General features: G+C 49.4%; 17 protein-coding genes. 9 read left to right on the top strand and 8 right to left on the bottom strand.

Annotated features, from left to right (window positions below; genetic code table 11):
- Positions 1-11: 11 nt before the first annotated feature.
- From purB to WCN91_RS03470, 3 genes are all read left to right on the top strand, one after another.
- Positions 12-1,379: an adenylosuccinate lyase gene (gene purB, locus WCN91_RS03480; protein WP_342676310.1), complete on the top strand. Its 1,368-nt coding sequence runs from the start codon at positions 12-14 to the stop codon at positions 1,377-1,379.
- A 78-nt stretch (positions 1,380-1,457) separates the two neighbouring features.
- On the top strand, positions 1,458-2,600 hold the full coding sequence (locus WCN91_RS03475; protein WP_342676308.1) for a JmjC domain-containing protein: 1,143 nt from the start codon (positions 1,458-1,460) through the stop codon (positions 2,598-2,600).
- Positions 2,601-2,608: 8 nt separating this feature from the next.
- Positions 2,609-3,067 carry a GNAT family N-acetyltransferase gene (locus tag WCN91_RS03470; protein WP_105198930.1) on the top strand — a complete coding sequence of 153 codons (459 nt, stop codon included), beginning with the start codon at positions 2,609-2,611 and terminating at the stop codon, positions 3,065-3,067.
- Here the strand turns inward: WCN91_RS03470 and WCN91_RS03465 are convergent.
- The 5 genes from WCN91_RS03465 to WCN91_RS03445 all read right to left on the bottom strand — a co-directional run bounded on the left by WCN91_RS03465 (position 3,054) and on the right by WCN91_RS03445 (position 7,713).
- Complete coding sequence (locus WCN91_RS03465) at positions 3,054-3,479, bottom strand: DUF4826 family protein (protein ID WP_342676305.1); 426 nt, start codon at positions 3,477-3,479, stop codon at positions 3,054-3,056. The genes WCN91_RS03470 and WCN91_RS03465 overlap by 14 nt on opposite strands.
- Positions 3,480-3,577: 98 nt before the next feature.
- On the bottom strand, positions 3,578-4,810 hold the full coding sequence (locus tag WCN91_RS03460; RefSeq protein WP_342676387.1) for a lipoprotein-releasing ABC transporter permease subunit: 1,233 nt from the start codon (positions 4,808-4,810) through the stop codon (positions 3,578-3,580).
- A 5-nt stretch (positions 4,811-4,815) separates the two neighbouring features.
- A complete protein-coding gene (lolD, locus tag WCN91_RS03455; protein WP_342676303.1) occupies positions 4,816-5,517 on the bottom strand; it encodes a lipoprotein-releasing ABC transporter ATP-binding protein LolD in 702 nt (233 codons plus the stop codon).
- Positions 5,510-6,718, bottom strand: coding sequence for an FtsX-like permease family protein (locus WCN91_RS03450; RefSeq protein WP_342676301.1), 1,209 nt, complete (start codon positions 6,716-6,718; stop codon positions 5,510-5,512). The genes lolD and WCN91_RS03450 overlap by 8 nt, the downstream gene beginning before the upstream one ends.
- An 86-nt stretch (positions 6,719-6,804) precedes the next feature.
- Positions 6,805-7,713, bottom strand: coding sequence for a LysR substrate-binding domain-containing protein (locus tag WCN91_RS03445; RefSeq protein WP_342676299.1), 909 nt, complete (start codon positions 7,711-7,713; stop codon positions 6,805-6,807).
- Positions 7,714-7,803: 90 nt separating this feature from the next.
- Here WCN91_RS03445 and WCN91_RS03440 point away from each other — a divergent pair, with 90 nt between their 5' ends.
- Together WCN91_RS03440 and fghA are read left to right on the top strand one after the other, a co-directional pair.
- A complete protein-coding gene (locus WCN91_RS03440) occupies positions 7,804-8,934 on the top strand; it encodes an S-(hydroxymethyl)glutathione dehydrogenase/class III alcohol dehydrogenase (RefSeq protein ID WP_342676385.1) in 1,131 nt (376 codons plus the stop codon).
- A 10-nt stretch (positions 8,935-8,944) separates the two neighbouring features.
- A complete protein-coding gene (gene fghA / locus WCN91_RS03435) occupies positions 8,945-9,793 on the top strand; it encodes an S-formylglutathione hydrolase (protein ID WP_342676297.1) in 849 nt (282 codons plus the stop codon).
- A 72-nt stretch (positions 9,794-9,865) separates the two neighbouring features.
- On the opposite strand, the gene WCN91_RS03430 is transcribed toward fghA, so the two are convergent.
- The gene (locus tag WCN91_RS03430) at positions 9,866-11,761 is read right to left on the bottom strand and encodes a beta-ketoacyl synthase (protein WP_342676295.1); all 1,896 of its coding nucleotides are present in this window, start codon (positions 11,759-11,761) and stop codon (positions 9,866-9,868) included.
- 120 nt (positions 11,762-11,881) lie between these two features.
- On the opposite strand from WCN91_RS03430, the gene WCN91_RS03425 reads away from it, so the two are divergent.
- Positions 11,882-12,880 (top strand): GlxA family transcriptional regulator, encoded by a 999-nt coding sequence (locus tag WCN91_RS03425; protein ID WP_342676293.1) that lies wholly within the window; start codon positions 11,882-11,884, stop codon positions 12,878-12,880.
- On the opposite strand, the gene msrA is transcribed toward WCN91_RS03425, so the two are convergent.
- On the bottom strand, positions 12,877-14,169 hold the full coding sequence (gene msrA / locus WCN91_RS03420) for a peptide-methionine (S)-S-oxide reductase MsrA (RefSeq protein ID WP_342676290.1): 1,293 nt from the start codon (positions 14,167-14,169) through the stop codon (positions 12,877-12,879). The two genes, WCN91_RS03425 and msrA, sit on opposite strands and share 4 nt — an antisense overlap.
- Positions 14,170-14,328: 159 nt before the next feature.
- On the opposite strand from msrA, the gene pxpB reads away from it, so the two are divergent.
- From pxpB to WCN91_RS03405, 3 genes are all read left to right on the top strand, one after another.
- Positions 14,329-14,988: a 5-oxoprolinase subunit PxpB gene (gene pxpB / locus WCN91_RS03415; protein ID WP_342676288.1), complete on the top strand. Its 660-nt coding sequence runs from the start codon at positions 14,329-14,331 to the stop codon at positions 14,986-14,988.
- A gap of 3 nt (positions 14,989-14,991) precedes the next feature.
- A complete protein-coding gene (locus WCN91_RS03410) occupies positions 14,992-15,960 on the top strand; it encodes a 5-oxoprolinase subunit C family protein (RefSeq protein WP_342676286.1) in 969 nt (322 codons plus the stop codon).
- A gap of 130 nt (positions 15,961-16,090) precedes the next feature.
- Positions 16,091-16,303, top strand: a complete 213-nt coding sequence (locus WCN91_RS03405; RefSeq protein ID WP_342676284.1) for a DUF2061 domain-containing protein — start codon at positions 16,091-16,093, stop codon at positions 16,301-16,303.
- A gap of 24 nt (positions 16,304-16,327) precedes the next feature.
- Here WCN91_RS03405 and WCN91_RS03400 read toward each other — a convergent pair whose 3' ends face one another.
- Positions 16,328-16,882 carry an Lcl C-terminal domain-containing protein gene (locus WCN91_RS03400; protein WP_342676282.1) on the bottom strand — a complete coding sequence of 185 codons (555 nt, stop codon included), beginning with the start codon at positions 16,880-16,882 and terminating at the stop codon, positions 16,328-16,330.
- Positions 16,883-16,892: the final 10 nt, after the last annotated feature.

Raw genomic sequence — 16,892 nt, 5'->3', positions numbered from 1 at the left:
TAGGAGTTAATATGGAGCTTTCAGCGTTAACCGCGATCTCTCCGGTAGATGGGCGCTACGGTAGCAAGACAACCGAACTACGTAGCATTTTTAGTGAATTTGGTCTGATCAAATACCGCGTACAGGTAGAAGTACGTTGGTTACAAGCCCTCGCCGAGGCCAAGGAAATTGCAGAAGTTCCAGAACTAAGCGCACAGGCCAATGCCCTGCTTGATAGCATAGTTGCAAACTTTAGCGAAGCCGATGCGGCCCGTGTTAAAGAAATTGAACGCACCACCAACCACGACGTAAAAGCGGTTGAGTACCTTCTAAAAGAAAAAGTGGCCGATAACGCCGAGCTTAATGCCGTTAACGAGTTTATCCACTTCGCCTGTACTTCTGAAGATATCAATAACCTGTCACACGGCCTAATGTTAAGCGAAGCGCGCGATACCGTATTGCTTCCTTACATGGATCAGCTACTTAACGCTATTAAAGAAAAAGCTGTTGAATACAAGTCAATCGCCATGATGACACGTACTCACGGTCAACCTGCTTCACCTTCAACCATGGGTAAAGAGTTTGCCAACGTGCACATGCGCCTTAAGCGCCAGCGCGATCAGGTTGCTCAAGTAAGCATGCTAGGTAAAATCAACGGTGCCGTTGGTAACTATAATGCTCACCTAAGTGCCTACCCTGATTACGACTGGCACACACATGCTGAAAAGTTTGTAACCAGCCTTGGCCTTACTTTTAACCCCTTCACCACGCAAATCGAACCACACGACTACATCGCCGAGTTGTTCGATGCGGTAGCGCGTTTCAACACCATTCTTATCGACTTTGATCGTGACGTTTGGGGTTACATCGCCCTTAACCACTTTAAGCAAAAAACCATTGCCGGCGAAATCGGTTCATCAACCATGCCACACAAGGTTAACCCGATCGATTTTGAAAACTCAGAAGGTAACCTGGGTCTGGCCAATGCGATTTTCGCTCACCTAGCGCAAAAGCTACCAATTTCACGCTGGCAGCGCGACCTGACTGACTCTACGGTTCTACGTAACCTGGGTGTTGGCATGGGTTATACCCTGATTGCTTATCAAGCGACCCTAAAAGGGATCAGCAAGCTAGAAGTCAATGCCGACCGTTTGCTTGCCGAACTTGATCAGAACTGGGAGCTACTTGCAGAGCCAATTCAAACGGTAATGCGTAAGTACGGTATCGAAAAGCCGTACGAGAAACTAAAAGAGCTTACTCGCGGTAAGCGTGTTGATCAGCTGGCCATGGCCGAGTTTATCGACACACTTGAACTACCTGCAGAAGTTAAAGCGCAATTAAAAGAGCTAAGCCCAGCCAACTACATTGGCCGCGCCGTTGAGTTCATTGATAACCTTTAATTTTCAGCACTAGAATATGCTATAAAGCGAAAGATGCGGCCAAAAGCGCAGCTCTTTCGCTTTTTTATTGGAGTAACCATGTACAGCCTAACAATAAACGAGCTCAGCAAGGCGCAATTTTTAGCGCAATACTGGCAGAAACAACCCCTGCTCATTAAGGGCGGCTTTAAAAATTTTGTTGACCCAATTGATGCAGAAGAACTCGCCGGTCTGGCAATGGAAGAAGGGATAGAGTCGCGTATTGTCACCAATAGCGACGGTTGGCAATGTACCAATGGCCCATTCGAAGATTTCAGCACCCTGGGCGAAGAGCACTCTACCCTGTTGGTACAGGCGGTCGACCATTGGCACCCTGATGCTGCCGAGCTGGTTGAGCCATTTCGTTTTATTCCCAATTGGCGCATTGATGACTTGATGGTGAGCTATTCCACCCCAGGCGGCGGCGTGGGCCCTCACGTTGACCAGTATGATGTGTTCATTATACAAGGGTCTGGCAAACGCCATTGGCGAGTTGGTCAGGTTGATAAAAGCGTACAACAATTCAGCGCCAATAAAGGCCTGCTCCAGGTTGGCCCTTTTACTGCGGTTATCGATGTCGAACTAGAGCCCGGCGATATTCTCTATATTCCGCCTAATGCGCCGCACGAAGGTTATGCCGTTGAGCCATCGCTAAACTATTCAATTGGTTTTAGAGCGCCGAATCAAACCGACCTGCTTTCTGCATTCGCCGACCATCTGATTGACCATGACCTAGGGCAAGCGCGTTATAGCGATGAAGAACTAACGGAGCGCCCCAGCCGCGGTGAACTAACTGCTGATGAAATCGCCCGCTTGCGTAAATTAATGATTGCCGCCATTGAGGACGACAGTATCTTCTTACGTTTTATCAGCGAAAGTCTCAGTGAGCCTAAGCATGATAAGGACTTATTACCCTTAGATGACCCGCTAGAAGAAAATCAGTTAATGGATTTCCTTAGTGATTATCCTCTTTTACACAAGGCCGGAGGTCTGAGATCTCTGTACGTAGAGCAGGATGACGCCGTTATACTTGCCGTTGAAGGCCATAGCTTTTGTCTGCCAATCAATCACTTGGAAACTGTAAAACTATTATGTGATGAGCAAAGCATAGCTACTCATGTGCTGGCCATGAATACAGACTGTTTACTTTTCAGGCAAACATTAGCTACACTGATCAAAGAAGGTTATTGGTTTGCAGATTAGGAGGGGTTATGCCCTATCGGATCCACCAAGTCGACTGGGGTTCTCAAGATAGCCCGATACGCCAAATACGTGAACGAGTCTTTGTTTTCGAATTAAATATTCCCAAAAGCGTGGAATTCGACGAGCGCGACAACAATGCCCTGCATTTTGTCGCCTATGATGAAAACGGGACTCCGGTTGCTACTGCACGCCTATGTCAAGACGGCCTTTTAGGCCGTATTGCCGTCCTCCCCGACCATCGCAATCCCAGCATCTACACAGAAATACTCAAATACGTACTAATCAACGCCAGCAATTGCGGCTTTAAATCCATATGTATTAATTGTGTGCTTGATGAGGTAGAACGCTTTAAGCAGAAAGGCTTTTCGCCTTGTGGCTGTGTGTTTATGGAGGCTGGCATTCCAAGACAGCGCCTGGAATGCCCGGTGTCACGCTGTGACAGTAGTCCTTTTACTATGGTTCATTAGCCCATAGGTCTTGTTTTTCGTAAAGCTCATAAAGGCCATGTGCACGGTTTATTAGCAGTTGAGCAAAGTCGTGCTGGGTTTTATCTAAACGTTGGCTGCTAAGCAGCTGATCCGCTTTAAGCTGCCATTGCAGTGAAAAATGACGAATTGCCTCGCGAGCCGAGCCAGCAGCTGACACTTCAATATGATCCGCAGGTAATTGACCTGTGATCACCCAATAGGTTTTGCCATCTTGCGCCTTAAATTTCCACACCGCACAAATTGGTGCTAGGAAACGGCTGTCTTTTTCTACCAAGGTTTTTGGCATGATGCCTTTTTCAGCTAAATGCTTTTGTGCAGTCTCAAAGCAATGACGTTGGAAAGCGCGAATTTGTTGTTCTTCTTGTGCTAATTGTTCTTGTTGTTGCGACATAATACTACTTCTATTGTTGTTGCTAGGGCCACTTTACGAAGAAGCGCCCTGCCTTGCAAGCCCTAAAAGATACAAAGCAGGAGTTTAGTTTTTTAGTGTTAATTCCCCAATACCTTAGCTGGGTCTATCTTAGCGGCCTGCCACGCCGGGTAAATAGAGGCTAACACTGTGATCACTAAGGTAATAGCCGCCACCAGAGCTATATCCTGCCAATGAATTTGCGCCGGCAAAAAGTCGATAAAATAGACGCCAGCCAGCTTATTTTCACCGATAAAATCGCTCCACAGCACAAAAATATCCGTGATATTGAGAGCCAACAACACACCAACCAAGGCGCCAATCAAGGTTGCTATTACGGCAGAAACTACCCCCTGAAGCATAAAGGCGAGCATAATGATCACATCACTGGCGCCCATGGTACGTAAAATGGCAATGGCACTTTGCTTCTCTTTTACTTCCATAAAGAGCGAAGAAATAATATTAAAGCTGGCCACGGCTATGATCAAAAAGACGCTTAAATACACTATGGTGCGCACCATTTGAATATCCTGATACAGGCCCCCCTGAGTGCGAACCCAGCTGTTCACATACACATAGTCATCGAGGGAGCGACCAATACGCATGGCCTCGCTCTGGGCACTAAATACATCATCCAGGGTAATGCGCAATCCGGTAACCTGATCCTCTGTAAAAGCAAACGCCTGCTGCAAAGCGACCAAAGGTAAATAGACTTGTAGTTTATCCAGCGGCCCATGGCTTTGAATTAACCCCGCCACCTGCACATTTAAGCGTATTGGCGCGCTTAGGCCATCGCTGGGGTTATTAATATCCGTCATCAAGAGTGTCAGGCTATCGCCGCGCTCAAGCCCCAGCGCCTTGGCCAGTTCGGCGCCGATAATCACCTCATTGGCACCTAACTCTGTCAGTTTTTTACCACTTATAAAGTCATCGACTATGGATACCCTGGTTTCAAGTTCGGGCACTATTCCCCTAACCTGAGCGGCTTCGAGCTTACCGCGATATTGCGCCATGGCATTGACAGCAATAAAAGGCGCCGCGGCAACTACATTCTCTTGTCGCTCCAGGCGTTGCTGCTTTTGCGGCCACTGCTCTATGGGTCTGTCCGCGGCCACATACTCTACATGAGGCACCAGGGCTAACAAGCGCTCGACCAATTGCTGCTGAAAGCCGTTGACCACGGAGAGCGCCAAAATCAGTACGGCGACACCAAGAATAATACCCAGGCTTGAGCTGCGGGCCATAAAGCCCATAAAACCGCTATTACGCTGAGATTTACGAAAACGCTGCGCCAGTAACAAACTTAAGGACATGGCCTTCATAGAGTATGAGCCTCAGCGCTTGGCGGACTCAATACGCCCTCATCCAAGACCACGGTACGGGTAAGGCGACTGGCCAAATCAAGATCATGGGTCACCACCACAAAGCTGGTGCCCAAATCCTGCTGCAACTCCATCAACAAGGCGAAGATTCGCTGGGCATTGTGTTTATCCAAGTTACCCGTTGGCTCATCGGCCAGCACCAGATCCGGTCCACTCACCACAGCACGGGCAATGGCCACACGCTGGCGCTCACCACCGGACAATTTTGCCGGTTTATGCTGGGCGCGATGAGTCAGCCCCACCTTATCCAGCATGACTTTCGCTTTTTGTTCGGCCTCTTTGGCATCCATTCCCGCTATCAGCAAGGGCATGGCCACGTTCTCAAGGGCCGTAAACTCCATCAACAGATGGTGAAACTGATAGATAAAGCCCAAATGTTTATTGCGAAACTGTGCCTGTTGCTTACGGGTCAGCTTGGCCACCTGGGTATGGCAAATTTCCAAGCTACCCTGGGTGGGTTTATCCAAGGTGCCAAGAATATGCAATAAGGTACTTTTACCCGAGCCGGAAGAACCAACTATGGCAACGCTTTCGCCGCGCTCAACGGTTAAATCTATGCCCTTAAGCACCTCAATTTGCTCTGCCGCATCGCTGTAAAACTTGGTCAATCCCTGACAACTAATTACCTTACTACTCATACCTTAACACCTCTGCTGGACGCACCTCGGCGGCCTTTTTCGCTGGATACAAGGTGGCAACAAAACTCATCACCACGGCCCCAAGAACAATGAGCATTAGATTGCTATAGGACACCACCACAGGCAGCTCTTGCTGACCAAATAAATGCAAACCGACCGCCGCCAAAATGGCATTGAGGTTAAAAACCACCAGCACGGCTAAAACCGCGCCTATCAGGCTGCCGACCACACCGTTATATAAACCCTGTATCATAAAAATTCGGGCAATCTGGCTGTGATCTAACCCTAGGGTCTGCAAAATTGCCACCTCGCCTTGTTTCTCCCTCACCATCATGGTTAAAGAGGATAAAATGTTGAACACAGCGACCATAAATATCAGCCCCAAAAGCAGGCTCATGATGCGTTTTTCCATCGCCACCGCAGCAAATAAACTGCCCTGACTCTGGCGCCAATCTGTGACGCCCTGACGCTGTTGCTCATTTAAGCGTGACAGCACCAATTCACTGTTAAAAGCATCGCTCAGACTTACTTCAATAGGGGCATCATCGGCATTTTTTATACGCAATAAGCGCTGCAGTGACTCGCCTGAGGTAAACAAGGTATGCATATCCAACTCTGAGCCGGTGCGGTAGATCACAGCTACGGTAAATAATCGCTGCGCCGGAATACGCCCCATAGGAGTATAGGTAGAGACACTGGGAATGGTCACGCGTAACGTATCGCCAACCCCCACATCCAAAGTACGTGCCAAATAGCGACTGATGGCAATCTGATAACGCTCGTTATAGAGGCTTGCCAAGCTACCCACTTCGATATTCTCAACCACATTATCCGGTAAGCTTTGATAAGGCGCTTGCAAAAGTACGCCCTGAATATCGGCGGCGCTTTGCACTATGGCCTGAGCCTGATGATAACGCTTGATTGAGCTGACCTGGGGCTGCGCTTTTAAATCAACAATCAACTGCTGCTGCGCTTCGGGCTCGCGCTCGGCCATAGTAAATTGCAAATGCGGGATCATCGACAGCATGGTGCGTTTTAGGTTGTTTTCAAAGCCATCCATTACCGACATCACGGTAAACAAGGCGGTGATCCCCAAAGCAATACCGGCAATGGAAAAAAACGAGACAAAGGAGACAAACGCACTGCCTTTAGATAAGCGCGAGTAGCGTAGACCAATAAATAAACTGACAGGCTTATACATCAACAGCTTAACAATAAAACGAAATTGTCACGATGCTAACACAGGGACGCGGTCATGGGTATGCTCAGCACTTCCGCTAGGCGAATTTATCGCCCGAGCCCAAGGTCGTAACTGGCCCCTAGCCTATCGCTCAGATGCTCGGCGAGATAATCCATCAGCGCCTTGGTGGCATTGGCCTGGTATAAATTTGCCGGGGTAATGGCTGAGATGGGCTCTTTACGAATTGCAAAACTGTGCAGCACCTCTTTAAGCTGGCCCTGTTGCAGCGCCGGTTGCACATAATAGTCCGGCAGCTGTACCAAACCCAGGCCACGCATGGCCGCATCCGCCAAGGCCCAACCGCTGTTACAACGTAATTTGGTCTTGGCTATTTTGATATGCCTAAAGCGCTCACCTTCTTGAAATCGCCAGGTATCGGCATGGCCGAGCAAGCATTGATGATGGGCAAGCTCACTCAATACATAAGGCTGGCCGTATTCATTTAAATACTCAGGTGACGCACAGACTATTACCGCCCTTGATGCCAGTCGCCGTGCTTTAAGATTCGAGTCTGCAAGCTCGCCGATACGTATGGCAAGGTCTATATGCTCGCCAATTAAGTCCATGGTTTGGTTGCTCAAGATCATGGTGACGCTGACCTTAGGGTAAAGGGCCATATATTCATGCACCAGGGGCATAATAAATTGCTCGCCAAACATCACAGGTGCGGTGATCTTTAATTGCCCACTGGGCTGGGCCTGTTGTTTTTGCAGCGCCCACTCTCCTTGCTCCAGTACGCTCTGCGCCTTTTTGGCATGGTGCAACAGTAACTCACCTTGTTGCGTCAACACCACCTTTCGGGTGCTGCGAATAAAGAGCTGAGTATTGTAATAGTCCTCCAAGGCACTGATTGAACGACTGATATGGGCCACCGAGGTGCCTATTTGTTTTGCCGCAGCAGTAAAGGACTGGGCCTGGGCCGCGGCAATAAATTCCGGCATACCTTGCCAACGCATTATTACACCTGTGTAAAAGTATCTTAATTATGGTTCAAACTTAACATACTGTGTAATAATTTCACCTCATTTCATAAGAAGAGATCCATGATTATGGCTGAATTTATTAAATCAAAAGCCGCCGTTGCTTGGGGCCCTAAGCAACCACTTACAATTGAAGAAGTCGATGTGATGATGCCCAAAGCCGGCGAAGTGCTGGTAAAAATCCATGCCACAGGCGTATGTCATACCGATGCTTTTACCCTCTCTGGTGAAGACCCGGAAGGTGTCTTCCCTGCCATCCTAGGCCATGAAGGCGGTGGTGTAGTTGAAGCCGTAGGCGAAGGCGTAACCAGTGTAGCCGTGGGTGACCATGTTATTCCACTTTACACCCCGGAATGTGGTGAGTGTAAGTTCTGTACCTCGGGTAAAACCAACCTGTGTCAGAAAATTCGTGAAACCCAGGGTAAAGGCCTGATGCCAGACGGCACCACACGTTTTTATAAAGACGGTGAGCCAATTTATCACTACATGGGCTGTTCAACCTTCTCCGAGTACACGGTTCTTCCTGAAATTTCCCTTGCCAAGGTGAATAAAGAAGCGCCTTTGGAAGAAGTCTGTCTATTAGGTTGTGGCGTTACTACCGGTATGGGCGCTGTGCTTAATACCGCCAAGGTACAGCCTGGTGACACAGTTGCTATCTTTGGTTTGGGCGGCATTGGTCTGTCGGCCATTATCGGCGCTAAAATGGCCGGTGCCGGTCGCATTATCTGTATCGACATCAACGAAAGTAAGTTTGAGCTGGCGAAGAAACTTGGCGCTACCGACCTTATCAACTCCAATGATTACGATAAACCAATCCAGGAAGTGATCGTTGAGATGACAGATGGTGGTGTTGACTATTCATTCGAGTGTATAGGTAATGTCAATGTGATGCGCAGCGCCTTGGAATGTTGTCATAAGGGCTGGGGTGAGTCGGTGATCATAGGTGTTGCCGGTGCCGGTCAGGAAATCTCAACCCGTCCATTCCAACTGGTAACAGGCCGAGTATGGCGCGGTTCTGCCTTTGGTGGCGTAAAAGGTCGCTCTGAACTGCCAGAAATCGTTGAGCGTTACCTAAATAATGAGTTCGCGCTTAATGACTTTATTACTCATACCATGCCTCTTGAAGACATCAACGAGGCGTTCGAGCTGATGCACAAGGGTAAGAGTATTCGCAGCGTGATCCATTACGATAAGTAAGGGGGGCGATATGAGCCTGGAGTTAATCGCTAATAACAAGGTACACGGTGGCTGGCATAAGCGTTACAGCCACAAATCCACAGTGAATAACTGCACCATGACCTTTGCCATCTTTTTGCCCCCGGGCGTGGATGAAACCGCAAAGGCACCAGTGCTGTATTGGCTATCGGGTTTAACCTGCACCGATGAAAACTTTATGCAAAAAGCGGCGGCCTTTAAAACCGCTGCCGAGCTTGGCATTATTCTTGTGGCACCAGACACCAGCCCACGTGGCGAGGGTGTAGCCGATGATCCCGAGGGCAGTTACGACTTCGGTTTAGGCGCCGGTTTTTACGTAAACGCCACCGAAGAGCCTTATAAGCAGCACTACCAAATGTATGACTACATTTGCACTGAGCTGCCGGCATTAATCGACGAGCACTTCCCCAGTAATGGTAAAAAGGCCATTAGCGGCCACTCCATGGGGGGTCATGGTGCCCTAGTGATAGGTTTGCGTAATCTTGGTCAATACACTAGTGTCAGCGCCTTTGCTCCTATAACCAATCCGCTTAATTGTCCTTGGGGTGAAAAAGCCTTTAGTGGTTATCTGGGTAAAGACAGGGAGAGCTGGAAGGCTTATGACAGCTGTGAGCTACTTAGCCATACTCCGGCAGATAAATGCCCGCCGTTGCTGGTTAGCCAGGGTATGAGTGATAACTTTTTGGAAAGCCAGCTGCGTCCAGAGCGTTTAGTCGCTGCCGCTGAGCAGGCCGATGTCTCACTCTGCCTGGAGCAGCACCCGGGTTACGATCATAGCTACTTCTTTATCAGTAGCTTTATCGACCAGCACTTGCGCTTCCATGCGCAATACTTGAGCTAATAAACAGCGCCTGCACAAAGTAAAAAGCCCCGCTCAAAATGGCGGGGCTTTTTTTATTCTTTCACGACCTTCTTATTTGGTCATGTCGCTGTACGGATTGGCAATATCCAGACGTACCGGCTTATCAAAGCCCGGGATCTGCATCTGCTCAGTATCAAAGCTGATAGCATTTTCGTCGATAAGACCTTCACCAAAGCGATAAATAAGTGAAAACTCACCGCGTTGCGCCTGTTCAAAATACACCTGTTGCTGCGCTTGCGTGTTTTCAAAAGCCACTTCGTGGGCCGCAATTGCAGCATCGCCATGGCGCGCCGCCAACATGCGCTTAGTCACACTTGGGCTTAGCACAGGCGCGGTGGCATTGTTACCACCAAAGCCTTTGGAGTTAATAAAGGCCACATCCTGAGGGGCACATTGATAATGCTCCAGGCTGATATTTAGACGAGCGTTAAATACATCATCCGCCACCTTATCTATGGTGGTTACACCCGGCATGATGTTGTCGCTAAACACACCCAGGGCAAAGGCAAGCTGATCGCCACTGGCTGGTGCTATGGTGTGGCCAACAAAAGCTTTTGGCGCCACAACCGGCCAATTGTTAATGTCATAGGCAGTAGCGATACGGTCGTAAATCGCCGACTCGGTCACACGGTTTTGTGGTGTGCTCGAACCATGAGCCAGAATAAAGCTACGCTCACTGATGGCTTCGTCGCCCACAATGGCTTGTGCCAATGCCACGGCTTTAGCCATAGTGATATAGTTACCCGGACCCGGTGCGGTAATAGACTTCTTAAAACCATCGGCATTAACAAACACATCCGGCACACTGCCAAGAATTTCAGCGCCTAATTCCAACGCTAAAGCATCGTCCATTAATATGGTCACCTGAGCGCCCTCACCTATGGTGAAACCACAGTTTTCGCCAAATGGACGCGAGGTGCGGCGGTAATCCACTTCATCGCTGCCATCAAGTTTTTTCAGGTTATCCTCGTTGGCCAAGGCGCCCATATTACCGAAGCCTTCAATGATCTCTGGCTCGATGGCACACTCGCTTGACGCCACGATAGCAACACGGGTACGACCGGCCTTGATGTCGTGTACCGCGGCACGCAGGTTATACAAGAAGGTGGCACAGGCACCCGAGGTGGTAAAGGTGGTACCCACGTTACCGGTAACATAGGCATTAATAAAGTCGGTAGACATGGTATTAAGACCCAGTGCCAGCTGCTTGGTGCTCACTCGGTCACCTTGCAGACGTGCCTTAAACAGACCGCCAAGACCTTCGCTGTTAACCTGACCGGCCACAGACGCACTGTAGGTACCGATTTGATCCGGCTCCACCGAGTTCATCACCTTTTGCCAATCCAAGCCGCTGGCATGAATCGCATCACTGGCAGCAAAAATGGTGGCTTGCAGGCCACGCGGCTGATAACGGCTGTTATACATTTTTGATGGGTCAAAACCGGTAGGCAATTGACCAGCAGCCTTGATGGGGTTGTCACGGTAACTGTCGAGCTTAACCTCAAAATCACCACAAATGGTTACTTCAACCTGGCCTTTTTCCAGCTCGGTGACTTGCCAATTACTTGGGATAGGATCAGGTAGCTGACGCTTACGGGTGGTGAAGCTGATAGGCGCACTGGTCTGGGCTACCAATTTTTGGTGCGAATGAGTGGCATCAACATCGAAGAAACGCTCTTCGATACGACGAATTAGGGTACCAGCTAGGATCTGCTCACCCAATTGCGCTTCAACATTGTCGGCTGTGATGGCAACGCCATCCTTGCTCAGCAATTGTCCCTGCTCGTCACTTACCAGATTCATTAAACTGGCCAGGCCTAATAGGGTTTCTTGACGCTGTGCTAATGGCAAGGCGTCGAGTACCACACGGCGGAAACCCTGGTTAAATGACGTGCGCCCAGCGGCATTAATACCACCCATGGCAACAATTACAGGTAATGCACTCATAACAACTCATTCTTTTACTTTGGAAATTGTCCCTAGTGTAAGTGGAACACAGCGGTTGATATGTGCTTTAATGGCCATATATTTATCAAATACGGCCAATTTTAAATGGTCGGATCTTTTATGAAGCCATTTAACGTCTTAATAGCCCTGTATCCACAAATGCTGGCCACCAGCCTGACCCTGCCTTTTGAGATGCTCCACGCCGGTTATGCCTTTGCACGGCGCCATAGCAAGGAAGCACCGAAACTCTGCCTGCAGTTGATGGCACAAACCACTGAGCCGGTTCTCGCCCACAGTGGCCTGCCCTTCACCGCCAAAGTCGGATTAGATGCACTAGATGATTGTGACTTACTTATTTTACCCAGCCTGTGGCGCAACCCGCGCCCGGTACTTAGAAAACAAGAGGGTATGATTCGGGCGCTGGCCAAGCTCGACCTAAAACGCTGCGCCATGATAGGCGTTGGCACCGGCAACTGCTTTCTCGCCGAGGCCAAATTGCTCGACGGCCACCCGGCCACCACCCATTGGCATTATGCCGAACAGTTTAAACGGGATTACCCCAAAGTTGAGCTAAAGCCCGAGTACTTTATTACCCAGGCCGAGGGGCTTTACTGTGTCGCCAGCCTCAATGCCTTGGCGGACGTGATAGTACATATCCTTGAGAACCTCTATGGCCGCGAATGTGCTCTGCATGTGCAGCGCAACTTCTCCCATGAGGTACGCAAACCCTATGAGCAACAGCGCTACCTAGAAGGTATGAATGAACGTCACCCCGATGAGCTTATCGCCCAGGTTCAGTTTTGGCTGAAGAATAACCTGAGCGCAGAACTGAGTATTGCCGACATAGCCAGTCAATTTGCCATCTCACAGCGCACCCTGACGCGGCGCTTTAAGCAGGCCACCGGCTTAAGTCCGAATCAATATTGGCGTAAACTCAAGGTACAGGCTGGACAAGAATTGCTAGCCAACTCCAACCTCAGCATTAACGATATCGCTTTAGAGCTGGGCTTTAACCATCAGGCACTGCTCAATAAGCTCTTTGCCCAGGAGTTAGGGCAAAGCCCGAGTGAGTACCGCACCCTGGTGCGGAAAAAACTCTTTAGCAGCGACAGTGACTAGTGCGCTTCGGTACGCTCAAGATATTGGGCCCGGGGTACAAATTCCAGCACTGTGGCATTAATGCAATAGCGCGGTTTGCCTCCCGGTCCTTCGTTGGCAAAGACATGCCCCAAGTGAATACCTGAGGATTTGGAGCGTATTTCCACGCGGCGCATGCCGAAACTCTTGTCTTGATGCTGGGTTACCTGCCCCGCCACGGGTTTAGTAAAAGACAACCAGCCAGTGCCGGAGTTAAAACGGTCTTTGGTATCGAATAAGGGCGCACCTGAGAGCTTGTCTATAAACACACCGTCCGGCGTATTTTTAAAGATTTCATATTCCTTACAAAAGCGATTATCCGTGCCCTTGTTAAAGGCGACCCTGTAAGCCTCTGTGTCTCCTAGTTTGAACGCGCCTAGCGCCTTATAAAACAGACCTGGTTTCATGTACCCTTGATAACCGGCCACTTCCTTGGCGTTTTCAAAAAATAAGATGGTCGGCGTCGCATAGGTAGGAGTAGTTACCACTAGACCATCAAGCCCAGAGGCATAACGCTTATGTACTGGGATAGAGCCTTGATAGTCATTCAGTACATCCGCCTTAAACTTTTCACAGTAAGGGCAATAGGCACGGGCATCGAGCATAACAATATGCTTACCCGTTAATAAGGCCGTGTTATCCACTGGCACTTCCTCTTGCTTTGCAAAACGAACGCCGGTGGAATGATCCGGGCAATAGCCATTGGGGTTTTTGCGAAGATAGTCCTGATGGTAATTTTCGGCAGGATGGAATTTATCCAGCGCTTTGATAACCGTCGCTATCTGACCATAACCGGCCTGGGTTAATAATTGTTGATACTGATTTTTTATTGTATCGGCAATGCTCTGCTGCGTTTTATCGTAGGTCAAAATGGTAGAGCGATACTGGGCGCCCCTATCATTGCCCTGACGATTAACCTGGGTAGGGTCATGTTGTTCAAAATAAAACTGCAATATTTGCTCTAAACTGACAACATTGGCATTAAAGGTCACGCGCACCACTTCGGCATAGTTATTTTCATCAAAACGACGTTTTCTGGCGATGATGTCCTTATAAGTGGGTTTAAATCCTCGTCCATCGGCATAGCCCGACTCGGCGTTGAGCACCCCGGGTAGGGCTTCAAAACGTTTTTCAACACCCCAAAAACACCCAGCCCCAAGCACAATTTGCCTGGTCGCGTTGGTCATTTGCGCCTTATCGGCGCCAAGCAAGCCGCTTGAGCTTAGCCCAAGAAACAGTGAAATCGCGCACAAAAACAACTTGTTAAACATAATAACCCCGATAGACTGTAGAGATAAGAAGATGTTCGGCGGTATCAATGCAGGTCTTATATTTCCCCTGCACCTGTTTATAAGACCGTACCCAGGCTTATAATTATTCACCACAGCCCAGAGCTAAGCCGTAACACCAGAATTAAGGATCAGCTTGCTATGACTTCAGCCTTGCCGGCGCCGCATTTTTATCAAATCGATAACGCCACTCTGGTATTGGACGCCAGTGCTATTAGCGCGCTCGATAAGGCGCAAAAACAGCGTATGATAAATGCCTTGGCCCGCCAGTTGCTGCTACAGCCTGATTATGTGGATGTAGTCAGTGCCGATCAAACCTTGACCCTGTATGGCCGCAGTCATCTCGAATTAGAGAGGGTGCAACACCACTTGCTGCTGATGTGGCAGCAATTTGATGAAGATAGCAGTCAAAGCCAGTTTCATGAGATCAAGGTGCAATACGGTGGCAAGTACGGCTTGGATCTCGCCTCGGTAGCTAAGAGTTGTGGCCTTAGCGAGCGCGAGGTCATAAATATTCACACCAGTGGGCTTTATACCGTGGACTTTATCGGCTTTCAGCCCGGCTTTGCCTATATCAGCGGCCTGGACTCGCGCCTGCAGCTGCCACGTTTGGCTACCCCCCGCACCCTGGTGCCCAAAGGCAGCGTTGCCATCGCCGCAGATAAAACCGCCGTCTATCCTGCTAACTCTCCCGGTGGCTGGCATATTATCGGCCACACAGAGCAGACGCTGTTTGACCCAAGTAAACAGCCACCGGCATTATTCGCCCCTGGCGATACCCTGCGCTTTGTGGAGGCTTAGACCATGTTGACCATCATTAAGCCCGGACCCCAGCTCACTATTCAAGACCTTGGCCGCTTTGGTCAGCGTCACTTAGGCGTATCCCAGTGCGGCGCCCTTGATAGCGATGCCCTGCGGGTTGCCAATCTATTGGTAGGCAATAACCAAGATGCTGCCGCGTTAGAGATCACCCTGGGCATGGCCAAGCTGCGTTTTGAACGACCTTGCTGCTTTGCTCTAAGCGGCGCCGATATGAGCGCCAATTTAGACGGGAAGCGCATAGATATCGGCTGGTGTTATCAGGCTGAAGCGGGACAAACCCTAACCTTTGCTTCTTCATCCCTCAACCTGCGCTGCTATTTAGCCATAAGCGGTGGTTTTGCTTTAGAGCCGGTCTTGGGAAGTTGTAGCACGGATTGCATGGCCGGATTCGGCGGCCTGGATGGACAAGCCCTGCAAGCGGGACAACAACTTGCTTTGGCCACCAGCGACTTTGAGTGGCTTAATTGGGGGGCTAAGTTACCTAAGCGCCAAGGGCCCGTACATTATATTGCCGAGCCTCGAGAATTTGGCTTAGCAGCAAAACTTAAACTCGCGTTTAGCGAGGCTACTTGGCAGGTCTCGGCGCAAAGCAACCGCATGGGCTTGCGCCTGCAGGCAGAGCCAAGCAGCGCGGACCTCGACGAGTCCATTAGCCATAATCTAAGTCATAGTTTAAGCATTGAAAGCACAGCGGTGGCACCGGGTAGTATACAACTGCCGCCAAGTGGCGAACCCATTGTCCTGTTAAATGACTGCCAAACCACAGGCGGCTATCCGCTGTTGGGGCAAGTGATCGCCGCAGATCTGCCGCGCTTAGGGCAACTCAAGGGCGGACAAAGTATTGCCTTTACAGCGGTAACCCTGACTCAGGCGCGACAATTAAATCAGCAACACCAAAGCGAGCTAAACCGATTGCGCCTGGCCATGCGCTATCGCCGCGAGTCTAGTTAAAACACTCAAAAGCTGATTTGCGTTATTCATTCTATTTTTGTGATTATATTAATCATATAAATCCATTTTATCTATCAATACGCCTGGCTAATAATAAACGCACTGGAACTGGAAATTTGGACAATTAATCATGAAAAAGACAGCCACCTTTGCGATCATGCACTTCGCCATTGCCTTTGGCGTTACTTACTTATTGACCGGTAGCCTGGTGCTTGGCGGCCTGGTCGCCATAGTAGAACCCGCGGTGAATACCGTGGCATTTTACTTCCACGAAAAAGCCTGGGGACTGGTTGAGCGTAAAAACGCGATTAATGCACAAGACCCAAGTGTGCTGCTTGCTTAAAGCGGCGTCTCTTGTCTAAGACACTCAATCCTCATGATTTGAAACGCAGGAAGCGTAGGTTGTAAAGCTCGGGAACAAATTAGGGTTGTCGCTCGTGCTGTTCGGTTCACTGGTGCTCACATAGCCATAACCGAGATCCACATCGTAATAGTAAGCACCATCAGCTGTCACCGACCAGTAAGTGCCATCGGTTGGCCAACCGCGTGCACTAAACATATTACCGAAACTTTCGTATAAACCCATTAACTCTTCTCGCCTTGGTAAACGCCAGTTGGTTCGCCCCCCGAGACTTTGGGAATTATAGGTATTACATAGTGCCTTTGCATTGCTCCAGTTGAACAGGTAGAAAGTACCGGATGGTCCCCGCGTGCCATCCACAGTCCAAGTTGGGTGTGTTGGATGTGTTGGACTTCCTCCAATACCGTCTAGATAAGCCACTGATGGTGAGCTAGTAAACAATTTTCCACTGCCCGTATCGAAAACATCAATACAGCTAGTTGCAAGAGAAGCGCACTTGTTAGAGCCACTGGCTGTAGAACTCAATGCAAGTGCTATTACTGCGATTAATTTAAGTTTCATGTGTCTGTGC

The sequence above is a fragment of the Pseudoalteromonas qingdaonensis genome (genome assembly GCF_038739665.1).
Lineage (GTDB): Bacteria > Pseudomonadota > Gammaproteobacteria > Enterobacterales > Alteromonadaceae > Pseudoalteromonas > Pseudoalteromonas qingdaonensis.
The sequence above is the reverse complement of the archived record's forward strand: the minus strand, read 5'-3'. Positions and strand labels throughout refer to the sequence as shown.